This is a genomic window from Novosphingobium oxfordense (assembly GCF_044029435.1).
Taxonomy (GTDB): domain Bacteria; phylum Pseudomonadota; class Alphaproteobacteria; order Sphingomonadales; family Sphingomonadaceae; genus Novosphingobium.
Map to the genome: position 1 here is coordinate 3,420,101 of NZ_CP147005.1, position 14,758 is coordinate 3,434,858.

Consider the following 14,758-nt stretch of genomic DNA (forward strand, 5'->3'; position numbering starts at 1 on the left):
CGAGATGCACGACAAGGTTAAGGGTGTAGCCGCGCAGGATCTGAAGGGGCCGGACCGTCTCGAACGCGCGCTGGGTTTCCTGGCGCTGGTGATGATGGCGGTGATTCTGGTCGCCATCACGCGCGGCATGGCTGAATGGGCGCGGATTCCGGCGGTCGTGTGGTTTCATCTGGCGACCATGCTGGTGACGCTGGCGCTGACGCCGATGCTGCTGTGGCGGCGGCGCGGCGATTATCGGCACCGGGTGATGGGCTATGTCTGGGCCGGATCGATGATGGCGACCGCGATCGACAGCCTGTTCATCCGTGGCCACAACGGCCAGTTCAGCGTGATCCACCTGCTTTCGGCGTTCGTGATCGTGATGGTGCCGGTGCTGGTGCTGGCCGCGCGGAGCCACAATGTCGCCCGCCACCGCCGCACCGCGCGCGGACTGATCATCGGTGCGCTGCTGGTGGCCGGGTTTTTCACGTTCCCCTTCGGCCGTCTGCTGGGCCACTGGCTGTTCGGCTAACCTAGCCTTTGCGCAACTGACCGACGGCCCAATCGGCCGCATCCGCTACCGCCGGATCGGGATCGCCGCGCAAGGTTTCCACTGTATCGAGTAGTGCTAATGCGCCGCTGTTGCCGGCGGCATAGAGGCAGTTGCGCACGAACCGGTCGCGCCCGATCCGCTTGATCGGGGAGCCGGAAAACAGCTTGCGAAAGCCCGCATCGTCCAGCGTCAGCAGATCGGCCAGTTCGGGCACGGTCAGTTCCGCGCGCGGCAGGAATGCCTTGATGGTGTGCGCCATGTCGGCGAACTTGTTCCACGGGCAGACCGCCAGGCAATCGTCGCAGCCATAGATGCGGTTGCCCAGTGCGGTGCGGAATTCCTCGGGAATCGCGCCTTTGTGCTCGATCGTCAGATAGCTGACGCAGCGCCGCGCATCGAGACGGTAGGGCTCGGGAAAGGCGGCGGTGGGGCAGGCGTCCTGGCAGGCGCGGCACGATCCGCAGCGGTCGCGCCCCGGCGTGGAGAGCGGCAGGTCCAGCGTGGTGTAGATTTCGCCCAGGAACAGCCACGATCCATGCTCGCGGCTGACTACATTGGTGTGCTTGCCCTGCCAGCCAAGCCCGGCAGCGGCCGCCAGCGGCTTTTCCATGACCGGGGCGGTATCGGTGAAGACCTTGACGCCGATGTCTCCCAAGCCGCGCTTGCGCGCTTCCTCCACCAGCCAGCGGGCCAGGTGTTTCAGCGCCTTCTTCACCACGTCGTGATAGTCCGCGCCTTGCGAATAGACCGAGATGCGGCCCACTTCGGGCACATCGGCCAGCCGCAGCGGATCGGCGGCGGGGGCATAGCTCATGCCCAGCGCGATCACCCGCCGCGCCTCGGGCCAGAGACCCTGGGGGGAGCGGCGATGGTGCGCGCGGTCGGCCATCCACTCCATCGACCCGTGCATCCCCTCCGCCAGCCACGAATCGAGACGGGCGGCACGATCGGCATCCTCTTCGGCGGACGCGATTCCAAAGGCGCAAAAGCCCAAGGCGCGGGCTTGCGCTTCCAGAGACTCGGTCAGATCACTTAGAGGGTTGTTAACCAAGCTTGCGGATGCTCCGGTTCACGTCATGACGGTAGGTGGGCTCAATGAACATCGCACTAGGAGATTGGCCCGTGGCCAGCAATGAGGGAGCCGATTCGGCGCATGCCGATGTGCGTCCTCTTGCGATAGAGGCGCGCGGGCTGGTCAAGCGTTTCGACGGGTTCACCGCGGTGGACGGTGTGGATCTTCAGGTGCCGGTAGGTGCCGTCTACGGCATTCTAGGTCCCAATGGCGCCGGCAAGACCACGACGCTGCGGATGTTGCTGGGAATCATCGATCCGGACGCCGGAACCCGCCGAATTCTGGGCGCGGACCGTCCGCACGACGTCGCTCACGCCATCGGCTACCTGCCCGAAGAGCGCGGCCTCTATCCGGCGATGAAGGCGACCGAGGCGATTGCTTTTCTGGGATCGCTGCGCGGATTGCCGCTGAGGGAAGGGCGCAAGCGGGCGCACGAACTGCTCGAACGCCACGGCCTCGGCTACGCGGCGGACCGGCAGATTCGCCAGCTTTCCAAGGGTATGGCGCAGCAGGTGCAGATCCTGGGCACCCTGGTCCACCGCCCGCGGCTGGTGATCTTCGACGAGCCATTTTCCGGGCTCGATGCGCTGAATCAGGGCAAGCTGGAACGCATGATGCGCGGGCTGGCGGAGGAGGGGACGACGGTGATCTTCTCCACCCACGTCATCGCCCATGCCGAGCGTCTGTGCGATGATGTAGCGATCATCGCCGGCGGAAAAGTGCCGTTTGCAGGCCCTGTCGACGTCGCGCGCGACCGCATTCGCCCGCAAGTCCGGCTGGAAACCCGCGCGTCCGATGGCCCCTGGCGCGCCGCGCTGCCCGCCGATGTGCGGCGGGAGGGCGCGTTTTGGAACTTCTCGCTACCCGAAACCGGTGTGGAGCCGCTGCTGCGCGCGCTGATCGAGGGTGATGCCGGCATCCTTTCGCTCTCGATCGAGCGGGCTGGGCTGCACGATGCCTTCGTGGCGATCGCCGGAGAAGCGGCGGCCAAGGCACTGGAAGAGAGCCCCGAACAGGAGCAGGGCCGATGAGCGAACATGTCCGAACCGGCCGCCTTTCGGTGCTGGCCGCCGCCTGGGTAGTCGCCCGCCGCGATTTCACCGCGATCCTGTTCAGCCGCAGCTTCTTCTTCTTCCTGTTGGGCCCGCTGTTCCCGGTGGTCGTCGCCACTTTGGCCGGCAGCGTCGGCGCGCGGGTTCAGGCCAGCGCGGAACAACCGGTACTGGGCGTGGCAATGAGCGCGGCCGATATTGGTGCCCTGACCGCCGCACGGGCGCGCCTTGCGCCGGCGCTGGGCGACGCGATGCCGGATCTGATCGTCCTCCAGGCGCTTGCGCCCGACCAGGCATTCGACGCCCGCGCCGCGCTGGTGGCCAGGAAGGGCAATGTCGCGGCCGTGCTGACCGGCACGCTTGCCGAACCGGTGCTGACAGGGCCGGACGGGCTGATCGGCAATTGGCGCGGGCCGGTTTCCATGTTGGCGGCGCAGGCCCGGTCCGGACAGGCCATCGCCTATCCCCAGATCGCGCTGAAGCCGGTGACGAACAGTTCGGCGAGCGAGCGCCGGGGGCGCCTGACCACGGCGCAGAGCGCGCAGATGATGCTGTTCCTGCTGACGATGATGCTGGCAGGCATGGTGCTTTCCAACCTTGTCGAGGAAAAGGGCAACAAGATCATCGAAGTGCTGGCTGCCGCGATTCCGATGGATGCGGTCTTCCTGGGCAAGCTGTTCGCGATGCTGGGCGTCTCTCTGGTGGGCATCGCCACCTGGGCGGCGGCGGCATTGGCGGTGATCTATCTTGGCGGATCGGCGTTGCCGCATCTGGCCGAGCCTGCGGTGGGCTGGCCGCTGCTGGTCGCGCTGGGGGTGGTCTATTTCGCGATGGCCTACCTCCTGCTCGGCTCCGTATTCCTGTCGATCGGATCGATGGCGACGACGGTGCGAGAAGTGCAGACCCTGTCGATGCCGGTGACGATGCTGCAGCTGATGGTGTTCTTCTTCGCCAGCTTCGCGATGACGCAGCCGGGCAGCATGGTGGAGACCGCTGCGATGGTCTTCCCGTTCAGCTCGCCCTTCGCGATGCTGGCGCGCGCGGCCCAGGATCCGGCGCTGACGCCGCACCTGATCGCCATCGGCTGGCAGGTGGCCTGGGTCATGCTGCTGGTGCGGATCGGCGCGCGGCTGTTCCGTTCGCGGGTGATGAAGTCCGGCCCGGCCCGGGGCCTGAAGCGGCGCTCGGCCAAGCGCTGGTCGCGCGGTGTAACCGTCGATGCGGCTGGAGCGAACTGACAGGCATGTGAAGGGGAGAAAGCCTTCGATGCCGTTCCTGACCTCTCGCCGCGAAATTCTGGGTTGGCTGGGCGCCGGCGCCGCTCTGCCGGTGCTGGCCGCCTGCGACAGCCAGGTGGCCCAGGCCAAGACCTACCCCGTCAATCACAGTGCGGCTGAGTGGCGCAAGCTGCTGACGCCGGCCCAGTTCCATATCCTGCGCGAGGCAGGGACTGAGCGATCCTATTCCTCGCCGCTCAATGACGAGCATCGCAAGGGTACGTTCCTTTGCGCGGCGGATGGCAATCCGCTGTTCTCCTCCACCGCCAAGTTCGACAGTCATACCGGTTGGCCCAGCTTCACCCGGCCGCTGGCCGGCGCAGTCGAAACCTCCACCGACTATGTGATCGGGGTTTCGCGGACGGAGGTCCATTGTGCGCGGTGCGGCGGCCATCTCGGCCATGTTTTCGATGACGGTCCACCGCCGACGGGCATGCGATACTGCATGAATGGCGCGGCGATGACCTTCCGCGCCGGCTAACCACGCGTCAGCGCGGCGCGTCGCCCTCGTCGGCCTGCGCGACATCCATTTTTGCGACTTCCATGCGCGAGGTCCGAAGGGCCAGCTGCTCCAGACTCAGCAACTGGTCGAAGACCAGGCCATAGGCAGGGTGCCGGCGCCAGCAGACCGTGGCGTCGAAGGAAGGCAACTGGCTGGCGGAAAGCCGAAGCTTCTGCCCGATCGCCAGCATCTGCTCGGTCTCGATCCCCGCGCCCTGGCGCGAAAGGTCGCGGATCATCGCGGGATGGTCCTGGCCGCCGAAATGGATCATTGCCGGATGATCCACGCTCAGGCGGACGGGGCGCTTGGGGAAGGGACCGGCTTCGGCGATGAAGCGCACCAGATCGATCGGAGGATCGAACTGAAAGCCCGCCTCGCCTTCCTGCTCCCACACGCGGATCGCGGGAAAGCGCTGGCCCGTGGTCATTTCCAGCGCGAAGTCGTCGCCTTCGGGCAGGGGGTGAAATAGTCGGAGCTTGACGCCGGTGGCCGAAACGTCGCGCACGATGCACAAGTATTCGCGGCCATTTCCGATTAGCTTGGCCTGACGCAGCAACAGGGCGAAGCGTGGCTGCTGGCGCAGTTCGGAAAATCCGTCCCCCCGGATTGTGCCATCGTCGGCGGTCGCTGATGGAGGCAGGCGATCGGGATTGGTCATTTCTGGTGCACCCTTGCGGATCGCTTTGGGTTTGCACCGAAAGCGGTCCCGTCGTTCCCGCATTTGCGGGCGACAACCGATCGCCGCCGGTCTGCGACGGGCGGAGAATCGGCACTGCAAAGAGCCAAACGGGTTCGCCCCCGAAAATACCGATTCGCGGGTTACCGAAGGGTAAAGGGGAAGAAGGCTGGTGCGGGCGGCGGGACTCGAACCCGCACGATCACAGATCAGGGGATTTTAAGTCCCCGGCGTCTACCATTCCGCCACGCCCGCACGACATGCCGGAAGCACGCCTTAAAAGCCGTGCGCGATTTGGCAGATCGCAGCGGGTCGGGCAACAGGGCAACCGCATACGGCCGGTGATTAGCGCAGGCGCAGATCGGTAAAAGCTGGGCCCTGAACGTTCAATCCAGGCTCAATGTACGTTCAGGCGAACGCGCATTTCCTTGCCGGGCTTGAAATAAGGAACGCGCTTCTCAGGCACTTCCACGCTTTCGCCGGTGCGGGGATTGCGGCCCTTGCGGCTGTCGCGATGGCGGGTGGAGAACGCGCCGAAGCCGCGCAGTTCAACCCGGCCACCATCGGCCAAGCGCTGGGCGATTTCGTCGAAGAACGTGTCCACTGCCCGTTCCACGTCTTCGGCGCGCAGTTCCGGATTTTCCTTCGAGAGCTCTTGCAGCAGTTCGGATCTGATCATCTCGCACCTTTCCGTAGATCTGGCCGAAAACAGAGATGGCCGAAAAAATCCTCAGCCCAAGCGCGAATCACAATATTTCGCGTGACTTGGATCGCTCTAACCCAGAAAATGCCATTGCCGGGGCTTTCGCGCAATGCTCCTACCGGATGAGGGGAATTTGCCCCTGCGGCAGGGGCTGTGCGGCCCGGCAACTGCGGTTCAGCGTGGCTCTCGCCCATTTACAGCGCGAAATTGCCCGTTAACGTCCCCTCCTTTGGCGCCACGGGTCGGCGTGAACGAAGCACAAGAGGACGCATGAAGGATATCGGAACCTGGAACGAGGGGGACTGGGTCGGCGCGATCGGCGCGATCCTGCTGTTCGCCATTTTGGCGATCGGCGGCGTCATCGCCTCGCGCAAGAGCCAGGAAGTGGTCGGCCACCCGCGCGGTCTTTTCGTGCTTTTCTACACGGAAATGTGGGAACGCTTCTCGTACTACGGGATGCGCGCCCTGCTCATCCTCTATCTCACCAAACATTGGCTGTTTGATGACGGCAAGGCGAACCTGATCTACGGCGCCTACACCAGCCTCGTCTACATCACCCCGGTCCTTGGCGGCTATCTGGCCGACCGTTACCTTGGGCAGCGCAAGGCCGTGCTGTTCGGCGGCGTGCTCCTTGCCTTCGGCCACGTGCTGATGGCGTTTGAGGGCACCGGCGGGCAGAGCGATCCCACGATCAACGTGTTCTGGCTGGCCCTGGCCTTCATCATCGTCGGCTCCGGCTTCCTGAAGGCGAACATCTCGGTGATCGTCGGCCAGCTCTACAAGCTGACGGATGAGCGCCGCGACGGCGCCTATTCGCTGTTCTACATGGGCATCAACTCGGGCGCGGCGCTGGGCACGATCCTGGTCGGCTACCTGGGCGAGACGATCGGCTGGGGCTACGGCTTCGGTCTGGCGGGCATCGGCATGGTGCTGGGCCTGATCATCTTCATGGTCGGCAAGCCTGCGCTCAACGGCCGCGGCGAACCGCCGGTGCCGCTGGCGAAGAAGCGCGAATGGTCGCTCTACGCCATGGGCACCGCCTCGGTCGCGGTGCTCTGGGCGCTGATCCAGTTCCAGGCCGTGGTCGGCACGCTGCTGCTGATCTCTGCCGTCGGCCTGATCGGTTACCTGCTGGTCGAAGCGTTCCGCATGCCCAAGGAACCGCGTGAGCGCATTTTCGCGATCATCTTCCTGCTGGCGTTCCAGCCGATCTTCTGGGGTCTGTTCGAACAGGCGGGCGGCTCGCTGTCGCTGTTCACCGACCGCTTCGTGGAGCGTGGCGGCGTGCCCACCTCGCTGTTCCAGGCGGTGAACCCGATCTTCATCGTCACTTTCGCACCGCTCCTGGCGTGGCTGTGGCGTTCGCTGGGCCGCAAGCAGGTGGAGCCTTCCGCACCGGCCAAGTTCGGCTATGGCCTCGTGCTCGTCGGCCTCGGCTTCGTGTCGCTGGTCTGGGGCGATGCCGTCGCCGGGCAGGGCGCCAAGGTCGGCGTGTTCTTCATCTTCCTGATCTACTGGTTCCACACGCTGGGTGAGCTTTGCCTCTCGCCGGTGGGCCTCAGCGCGATGAACCGCCTGGCCCCCCGCCACCTTGCCAGCTTCATCATGGGCGCGTGGTTCTTCGCCACTGCCGGCGGCAACTTCGTGGCCGGCATGATCGGCCAGGCGACCGGCGGCGAACACGGCGCAATGACCCGTGAGGGCACCGTCGCGATCTACGGCACCATCGGCTGGTGGGTCGTGGGGATCGGCGTCGTGGTCATCCTCCTCGCGCGGTTCGTGAAGCGCTGGATGCACATGGACACGCTGAAGGACATCGAGCTGGAGGGCAGTTCCGAGTTCGGGCTGGAGGCACAGGAAGCCGGCATCCACCCAACGCTCAAGCCGAACTGACACGTCATTTGCCGGCCCGGAAACCCAGGTTTCCGGGCCGGTTTCACGAATACGCTTCAAGACAGGGGAATCCACATGACCAAAACGCCGGGATTGCGGCGCTGGACGTCGCTGCTCGTGCTGGGCACCGCGCTGGCGTTCAGCGCCAACAGCGCGGACGCCAAGAAGCAGGACAAGAAGCCTGCGCCGATCGTCGCCGATCCATACCCTTCCACGTACAAGGCCTATCCGGGCACGCCGACCGCGCTTGTCGGCGCCACCGTCTATGACGGGCGCGGCGGCCGGATCGACAATGGCGTGGTGCTGTTCAAGGACGGCAAGCTCGTCGCCATCGGCGCTGCCGGCATGGCGATCCCGGACGGCTACACGCGGGTCGACGGCACTGGAAAGTTCGTCACCCCCGGCGTGATCGACATCCACTCGCACCTGGGCGTATATCCCTCCCCCTCGGTCGATGCGCTGTCGGACGGCAACGAAATGACCAGCCCGACCACGCCCGACGTCTGGGCCGAACACTCGGTCTGGCCGCAGGACCCCGGCTTCACCCGCGCGCTGGCCAACGGCGGCGTGACGACGCTGGAAATCCTGCCCGGCTCCGGCAACCTGATGGGCGGGCGCACGGTCACGCTGAAGAACGTGCCCTCGATCACCGTGCAGGGCATGAAGTTCCCCGGCGCGCCCTATGCGCTGAAAATGGCCTGCGGCGAAAATCCCAAGCGCGTCTACGGCGGCAAGGGCCAGAAGCCCTCCACCCGCATGGGCAACTTCTCGGTGGACCGCCAGGCCTGGATCGATGCGCGCCAGTATATGGATGGCGACCATTCGGAACGCGATCTGGGCAAGGACACCCTCGAAGGCGTGCTGAAGGGCGAGATCCTGGTCCAGAACCACTGTTACCGCGCGGACGAGATGGCGCAGGTGATCGATATGGCCAAGGAAATGGGCTACAAGGTCGCCGCTTTCCACCACGCGGTCGAAGCCTACAAGATAGCCGACGTGCTGCGCGAAAACGACATCTGCGCCGCCGTCTGGGCCGATTGGTACGGCTTCAAGATGGAAGCCTACGACGCCATTCCAGAGAACGCCGCGCTGCTCGCCAATGCGGGCACCTGCGTGGTGATCCACTCTGACGATGAGAACGGCATCCAGCGCCTGAACCAAGAAGCGGCCAAGGCGCAGGCCGACGGCCGCCGCATCGGCATCGACATTCCCGATGCCAAGGTGGTGAGCTGGTTCACTTACAATGCCGCCAAGGCCATGGGCATCGGTGAGAAGACCGGCAGCCTGGAAACCGGCAAGATGGCCGATGTGGTGCTGTGGAACGGCAATCCGCTCTCGGTCTATTCGCGGCCTGAGAAGGTGTGGATCGACGGCGCCCTGATGTTCGACGCGCTGGACGCAAAGCGCCGCCCGGTGAGCGATTTCGAACTTGGGCAGGCCGGTGAAGGAGACGTGAAATGAGCCGCCGCGCCATCATCGCCGCGGCGCTCGCGGCAACCGCTTTCGCCCCGGCTGCTGTCGCCCAGGACTTTGCGATCACCAACGCCACTGTCGCCACGGGCGACGGCAGCGCGCCTATCGAGCACGGCACCGTGGTCGTGCGCGCCGGCAAGGTGGTCGCAGCGGGGGCCGGCGTTGCCGTGCCCGCCGGCGTCCAGAGCATCGACGGCACCGGCAAATGGGTGACGCCGGGCCTGTTCGCCGCCGTGACCGATCTTGGCCTGCTCGACGTCGAGGGCGTGGCCAACAGCAACGACACCGAAGCCGAGGATTCGCCGTTCAACGCGGCGCTGGACGTCAGCCCGGCGATCAACCCGAACAGCGAGCACATCGCCATCAGCCGCGAAGGCGGCGTCACCCGCGCCAGCGTCTCGCCCTACAACGGGCATTCGATTTTCGCCGGGCAGGGTGCGGTGATCGATCTTGGCGCCGATCCCAACGCGGTGACCAAGGCGCGCGCCTTCCAGTTCGTCGAACTGGGCGAGGCGGGTGCGAAGCTGGCCGGCGGCAGCCGTGTCGCTGCCCACGTCGCCTTGCGCAACGCCTTGCGTGAAGCGCGCGATGTGGCCGCTTCGCCCACCGCCGCGCGCAGCCCAGACGCGCTGCTCACCCGGGCCGATGCCGTGGCACTGGCACAGGTGATCGACGGCCGCCAGCCGCTCTACGTCGGTGTCGAGCGTGCGTCCGACATTCGCAGCGTGCTGGCGCTCAAGACCGAGTTTCCCAAGCTCGATCTGGTGCTGGTCGGCGCGACCGAGGGTTGGCTGGTCGCTGCCGATATCGCCGCTGCCAAGGTGCCGGTGATCACGATGCCGCTCCGCGACCTGCCTTCCGCGTTCGAGGCGCTGGCGGCCACGCAGTCCAACGTCGGGCGCATGAAGAAGGCCGGCGTGAAGGTCGCCATCGGCATGTTCAACACCTCCAACCAGCCGCGCTATGCTCCGCAGGAGGCGGGCAATCTCGTCGCCCTCGCCAAGCTGCCGGGCGCAGCGGGCCTGACCTGGGGAGAAGCCTTTGCGGCGATCACCTCGGTTCCCGCCGAGATCAGCGGTATGGGCGGAAAAGCCGGCGTGCTGGCGCCGGGCGCCGTGGGCGACGTGGTGATCTGGGACGGCGATCCGCTGGAGCTGTCCTCGGCCCCGACCGAGGTGTTCATCGATGGCGTCAAGCAGCCGCTCGACAACCACCAGAGCCGTTTGAAGCAGCGCTACAAGAGCCTTGATCGCACGTATCTGCCCAAGGCCTACGACTGGTAGGCGATCCGGAATGGGGCGCCGGATGGGATTCATCCGGCGCCCAACCTGACCTCCAAACTCTTCGTCATCCCCGCGAAGGCGGGGATCCCGCTTTCCTTGCGTGCTCGGCAAAAGGAAGCGGGGCCCCGCCTTCGCCGGGGCAACGAAGTTTTGGTTCCACGGTCGGATGCGCGAGCCGGATTGCGCCTGCGTGCGCCGGATATTTTATCCCATTCTACCTTCCATCAGCCTGCTCACCCGGCCATGAAGGGCGCCATGAGCAAATGGCAATTCTGGGTCGATCGCGGTGGCACCTTTACCGACGTGGTGGCGCGTGCGCCCGATGGTCGGTTCGAGCGGCTGAAGCTCCTTTCCGAAGACCCCGGCCGCTATGACGATGCCGCCGTGGAGGCCATGCGGCGGCTGACCGGCACTGCCACGGGCGAATTGCCGGAAGCCGAACTCCGCCTTGGTACCACGGTTGCCACCAACGCCCTGCTTGAAGGCAAGGGAGAGCCGGTGCTGCTGGCGATCACGCGCGGCTTCGGTGATGCGCTGAAGATCGGCACGCAGGAGCGGCCCGACATCTTCGCCCGCCACATCGTCCTGCCCGAACCGCTCAACGCCGCCGTGCTGGAGATCGACGAGCGCGTCGGCGCGGACGGTACCGTCCACAGCACGCTCGATCTCGACGCCGCGCGAGCGGGCCTGCAACGCCACTTCGACGCCGGCCTGCGTGCCGTTGCCGTCGTGCTGATGCACGGGTATCGCCATCCGGCGCATGAGGCGGCACTGGCCGAGCTGGCGCGGGAGATCGGCTTTACCCAGGTCTCGGTGAGCCACGAGGTCGCGCCGCTGATCAAGCTGATCGCGCGCGGCGATACCACGGTGGTGGACGCCAATCTCTCGCCGGTGCTGGCGCGCTATGTTGAAGGGCTGGAAGCGGGGCTCGGGCCCAAGGTTTCGGCGCTCTATATGCAGTCGAGCGGCGGGCTCACCACGGGCGACGCCTTTGCCGGCAAGGACGCGATCCTGTCCGGCCCAGCCGGCGGTATCGTCGGCATGGCGGCCATCGCCAAGGAGGCCGGCTTCGATCACGTGCTCGGCTTCGACATGGGCGGCACTTCTACCGACGTGTCGCACTATGCCGGCGCCTACGAGCGCGACAGCGAGACGCGCGTGGCCGGTGCCCGCGTACGCGTGCCGATGATGCGGATCGAGACGGTGGCGGCGGGCGGCGGCTCGATCTGCCGCTTCGATGGCGCACGCTTCCTGGTCGGTCCGGAGAGCGCGGGCGCGGTGCCCGGCCCGGCCTGCTACCGTCGCGGCGGCCCGCTGGCGGTGACCGACTGCAACCTGCTGCTCGGCAAGCTGCGCCCCGAACACTTTCCGCATGTCTTCGGCCCCGAAGGCAACGCACCACTCGATCTGGCAGCGGCTGAGGTGCGGATGAACGAAGTCTTGGCCGAAGTCCGCGCCGCCTCCGGCCGCGAACTGACGCGCGAGCAGGCGGCGGAGGGCTTCCTGGAAATCGCGGTCGCCAACATGGCCAATGCGATCAAGACCGTCTCGCTGCGGCGCGGTCACGACATGACCCGCGCGGCGCTGGTGACGTTCGGCGGCGCTGGCGGACAGCATGCCTGCAAGGTGGCCGATGCGCTGGGGGTGACAAGCGTGCTGTGCCACCCGCTCGCCTCGGTGCTGTCGGCTTATGGCATGGGCCTCGCGGACCGGCGGATGCTGCGCCAGCGCACGCTGGCCCTGCCGCTGGATGGTGACGCCATGACGTCACTCGATGCTGCCGTTGCCATGTTGGGCGATGAAGCGCGCAAGGCTCTCGCCGCGCAGGGCATCGCGCCCCAAGAGATCGCGATCGAGGCCGCGCTGGCGGTGCGGCCCAAGGGCAGCGACAATGCCATCGAAGTGCCGGTGGGCTCGCTCGACGCGATGCGCGATGCATTTCGTGAAGGCTGGCATCAGCGCTTCGGCTTCGGCGCGGGCGAACAATTGATCGGTGAAACGCTGCGGGTGGAGGCGGTCTATGCCGGCCATTCCGGGGGCGGCGCAACGCTGGTGCTGCCCGCCGAGTCCGTTCCGGCTGCAGAATACGTCGACCTATGGACGCAGGGGGCCCGCCACCGCGTGCCACTCTATTTGCGCGAGGGGCTGGCCGAGGGCTTCACGGCCGATGGTCCGCTGCTGGTGGTGGATGATGTGTCCACCACCGTGGTAGAGCCCGGCTGGCAGGTGCGGGTCGATCACGTTGGCAACCTGATCCTGACGCGCGAGGCGGCGCAGCAGGTCTCGGCCGATCTCTCGACCGAATGCGATCCCGTGCGCCTCGAAATCATGGGCGCGCTGTTCATGGCGATTGCCGAGGAGATGGGCGCCGCGCTTCAGCACTCGGCCAGTTCGGTGAACATCCGCGAGCGACTGGACTTCTCTTGCGCCTTGTTCGACCGCGCGGGCAACCTTGTCGCCAATGCCCCGCATATGCCCGTCCACTTGGGCTCGATGGGCGAGAGCGTGCGCACGATCCTCCAGCGGCGTGGGGACGATAAGGATGGTCGGGGTATCCTGTCTGGCGACGCCTATGTCCTCAATGCGCCGTACGATGGCGGCACGCATCTGCCCGATATTACCGTGGTCATGCCGGTCTTCATCGAGGGCGAGACGGTGCCGGCCTGGTTCGTCGCCGCGCGCGGGCACCATGCCGATATTGGCGGAATCAGCCCCGGATCGATGCCGCCGGGCTCGCGCTCGCTCGACGAGGAAGGCGTGTTGATCGACAATGTGCTGCTGGTCGATCGCGGTGCGCTGCAGGAAGGTCCCTTGCGCGAATTGCTCGCTTCCGGCCCGTATCCCTCGCGCGCGATCGAGCAGAACCTTGCCGACCTACGCGCGCAGCTTGCCGCCTGCCAACGCGGCGCCTCCGAACTGCGTCGTGTGGCGCGCGAGCAGGGGCGCGAGGTGGTGGACGCCTACATGGCCCACGCGCAGGCCCATGCCGAGCAGGCCGTCCGCGCGCTGATCGATCGGCTTCAGGACGGCGCGTTCCGCGTGCCGATGGACAATGGCGCGGAAATCGCGGTCAAGGTGACCATCGACCGCGAGACGCGCGGCGCGACCATCGACTTCGCCGGCACCAGCGCCCAGCTGCCCGACAACTTCAATGCTCCGTTGCCGGTCGTGCGCGCGGCGGTGCTCTATGTGGTGCGCACGCTGATAGATGATGCGGTGCCGATGAACGAGGGCTGCCTGCGGCCCATCACCTTGCGCGTGCCCGAAGGCTCGATGCTCTATCCCAAGGCGCCGGCGGCGGTGGTTGCGGGCAATGTCGAGACCAGTCAGGCGATCACCGATGCGTTGTTCGGCGCACTGGGCGCGATGGCGGCTTCGCAGGGGACGATGAACAACTTCACCTTCGGCAATGCCCGCTATCAGTATTACGAGACGATCTCGGGCGGTTCCGGTGCGGGGCCGGATTTCGACGGCACGCCGGTGGTGCAGACGCATATGACCAACAGCCGGCTCACCGATCCCGAAGTGCTGGAAACCAACTATCCGGTGCTGCTGGAAGAGTTCTCGATCCGGCGGGGGTCGGGCGGCTCAGGCGCGCACAGGGGCGGCGATGGCGCGACGCGGCGCGTGCGGTTCCTGGAACCGATGCAGGCGGGCATTCTCTCGCAGCGGCGCAGGACTTCGCCCTTCGGCCTTGGCGGCGGCGCGGATGGCGAGCCGGGGCGTAATCGGATCGAGCGGGCCGATGGTTTGATCGAGGAACTGGGCGCGACCGCTACGGCGCAGTTGGCGCCGGGCGATATCTTCGTGATCGACACGCCGGGTGGTGGGGGCTTTGGGAAGCCTCAGTAAAGCACGGACCCACGCATTCATCCCAGCCTCGCCATCCCCGCGAAGGCCGGGATCCCGCTTCCTTCTTGCGGTGGCACCCAAGGAAAGCGGGGCCCCTGCCTTCGCGGGGGCGACAGGATTGAATGGGGGGAGGTGGCGGGTATGCCTTAGGCCTTCACGTCCGCCCATTCCGGATGCCGCCGGAAGGCCGCGTCCACATAGCTGCACAGCGGGCCGATCCTGAAATGGTTCTCCCGCGCATCCGCCACCATCGCCTCGACCAGCCGCCCGGCCACGCCGCGCCCGCCGATTACCGGCGGCACCAGGGTATGCTCGGCATAGCGAACGCCGTCCCGCTCGGTCCAGGTGAGGCGGCCGGTGGCGTCGCTATCGGCGACATGGGCGATGTACTCGCCCGAATTTCCGTTTTCATGGGCAGTGATAGTCACGCCGAGCATATGTGG

12 protein-coding genes and 1 tRNA gene are annotated in these 14,758 nt (G+C 66.3%); 8 read left to right on the forward strand and 5 right to left on the reverse strand.

Going from position 1 to position 14,758, the window contains the following annotated elements; genetic code table 11:
- Nucleotides 1-4: 4 nt before the first annotated feature.
- Nucleotides 5-511 (forward strand): DUF2306 domain-containing protein, encoded by a 507-nt coding sequence (locus WBP07_RS16355; protein ID WP_395392651.1) that lies wholly within the window; start codon nucleotides 5-7, stop codon nucleotides 509-511.
- A 1-nt stretch (nucleotide 512) separates the two neighbouring features.
- On the opposite strand, the gene queG is transcribed toward WBP07_RS16355, so the two are convergent.
- Nucleotides 513-1,583, reverse strand: a complete 1,071-nt coding sequence (gene queG, locus WBP07_RS16360) for a tRNA epoxyqueuosine(34) reductase QueG (protein WP_395392652.1) — start codon at nucleotides 1,581-1,583, stop codon at nucleotides 513-515.
- Between the two features lie 44 nt (nucleotides 1,584-1,627).
- Between queG and WBP07_RS16365 the strand changes: the two genes are divergently transcribed.
- From WBP07_RS16365 to msrB, 3 genes are read left to right on the forward strand one after another with little or no spacing between them, the layout of a single operon-like run.
- A complete protein-coding gene (locus WBP07_RS16365) occupies nucleotides 1,628-2,635 on the forward strand; it encodes an ABC transporter ATP-binding protein (RefSeq protein WP_395392653.1) in 1,008 nt (335 codons plus the stop codon).
- On the forward strand, nucleotides 2,632-3,894 hold the full coding sequence (locus WBP07_RS16370; protein ID WP_395392654.1) for an ABC transporter permease: 1,263 nt from the start codon (nucleotides 2,632-2,634) through the stop codon (nucleotides 3,892-3,894). The genes WBP07_RS16365 and WBP07_RS16370 overlap by 4 nt, the downstream gene beginning before the upstream one ends.
- Nucleotides 3,895-3,922: 28 nt before the next feature.
- Nucleotides 3,923-4,414, forward strand: coding sequence for a peptide-methionine (R)-S-oxide reductase MsrB (msrB, locus tag WBP07_RS16375; RefSeq protein WP_395392655.1), 492 nt, complete (start codon nucleotides 3,923-3,925; stop codon nucleotides 4,412-4,414).
- 7 nt (nucleotides 4,415-4,421) lie between these two features.
- Here the strand turns inward: msrB and WBP07_RS16380 are convergent, their stop codons facing one another.
- The 3 genes from WBP07_RS16380 to WBP07_RS16390 form a co-directional block, all read right to left on the reverse strand.
- Nucleotides 4,422-5,093: a PilZ domain-containing protein gene (locus WBP07_RS16380; RefSeq protein WP_395392656.1), complete on the reverse strand. Its 672-nt coding sequence runs from the start codon at nucleotides 5,091-5,093 to the stop codon at nucleotides 4,422-4,424.
- Nucleotides 5,094-5,281: 188 nt separating this feature from the next.
- A tRNA-Leu gene (locus WBP07_RS16385) sits at nucleotides 5,282-5,366 on the reverse strand.
- Between the two features lie 142 nt (nucleotides 5,367-5,508).
- The gene (locus WBP07_RS16390) at nucleotides 5,509-5,823 is read right to left on the reverse strand and encodes an integration host factor subunit beta (protein ID WP_395395818.1); all 315 of its coding nucleotides are present in this window, start codon (nucleotides 5,821-5,823) and stop codon (nucleotides 5,509-5,511) included.
- A 261-nt stretch (nucleotides 5,824-6,084) separates the two neighbouring features.
- Here WBP07_RS16390 and WBP07_RS16395 point away from each other — a divergent pair, with 261 nt between their 5' ends.
- From WBP07_RS16395 to WBP07_RS16410, 4 genes are all read left to right on the forward strand, one after another.
- Complete coding sequence (locus WBP07_RS16395; RefSeq protein WP_395392657.1) at nucleotides 6,085-7,707, forward strand: peptide MFS transporter; 1,623 nt, start codon at nucleotides 6,085-6,087, stop codon at nucleotides 7,705-7,707.
- Nucleotides 7,708-7,782: 75 nt separating this feature from the next.
- Entirely contained in the window at nucleotides 7,783-9,168 is a 1,386-nt protein-coding gene (locus tag WBP07_RS16400) for an amidohydrolase (RefSeq protein ID WP_395392658.1), read from the forward strand.
- On the forward strand, nucleotides 9,165-10,463 hold the full coding sequence (locus WBP07_RS16405; RefSeq protein ID WP_395392659.1) for an amidohydrolase family protein: 1,299 nt from the start codon (nucleotides 9,165-9,167) through the stop codon (nucleotides 10,461-10,463). Before WBP07_RS16400 ends, WBP07_RS16405 begins: the two co-directional genes overlap by 4 nt.
- A 255-nt stretch (nucleotides 10,464-10,718) precedes the next feature.
- Nucleotides 10,719-14,315 carry a hydantoinase B/oxoprolinase family protein gene (locus tag WBP07_RS16410; RefSeq protein ID WP_395392660.1) on the forward strand — a complete coding sequence of 1,199 codons (3,597 nt, stop codon included), beginning with the start codon at nucleotides 10,719-10,721 and terminating at the stop codon, nucleotides 14,313-14,315.
- Between the two features lie 146 nt (nucleotides 14,316-14,461).
- Here WBP07_RS16410 and WBP07_RS16415 read toward each other — a convergent pair whose 3' ends face one another.
- The gene (locus WBP07_RS16415; protein ID WP_395392661.1) at nucleotides 14,462-14,752 is read right to left on the reverse strand and encodes a GNAT family N-acetyltransferase; all 291 of its coding nucleotides are present in this window, start codon (nucleotides 14,750-14,752) and stop codon (nucleotides 14,462-14,464) included.
- Nucleotides 14,753-14,758: the final 6 nt, after the last annotated feature.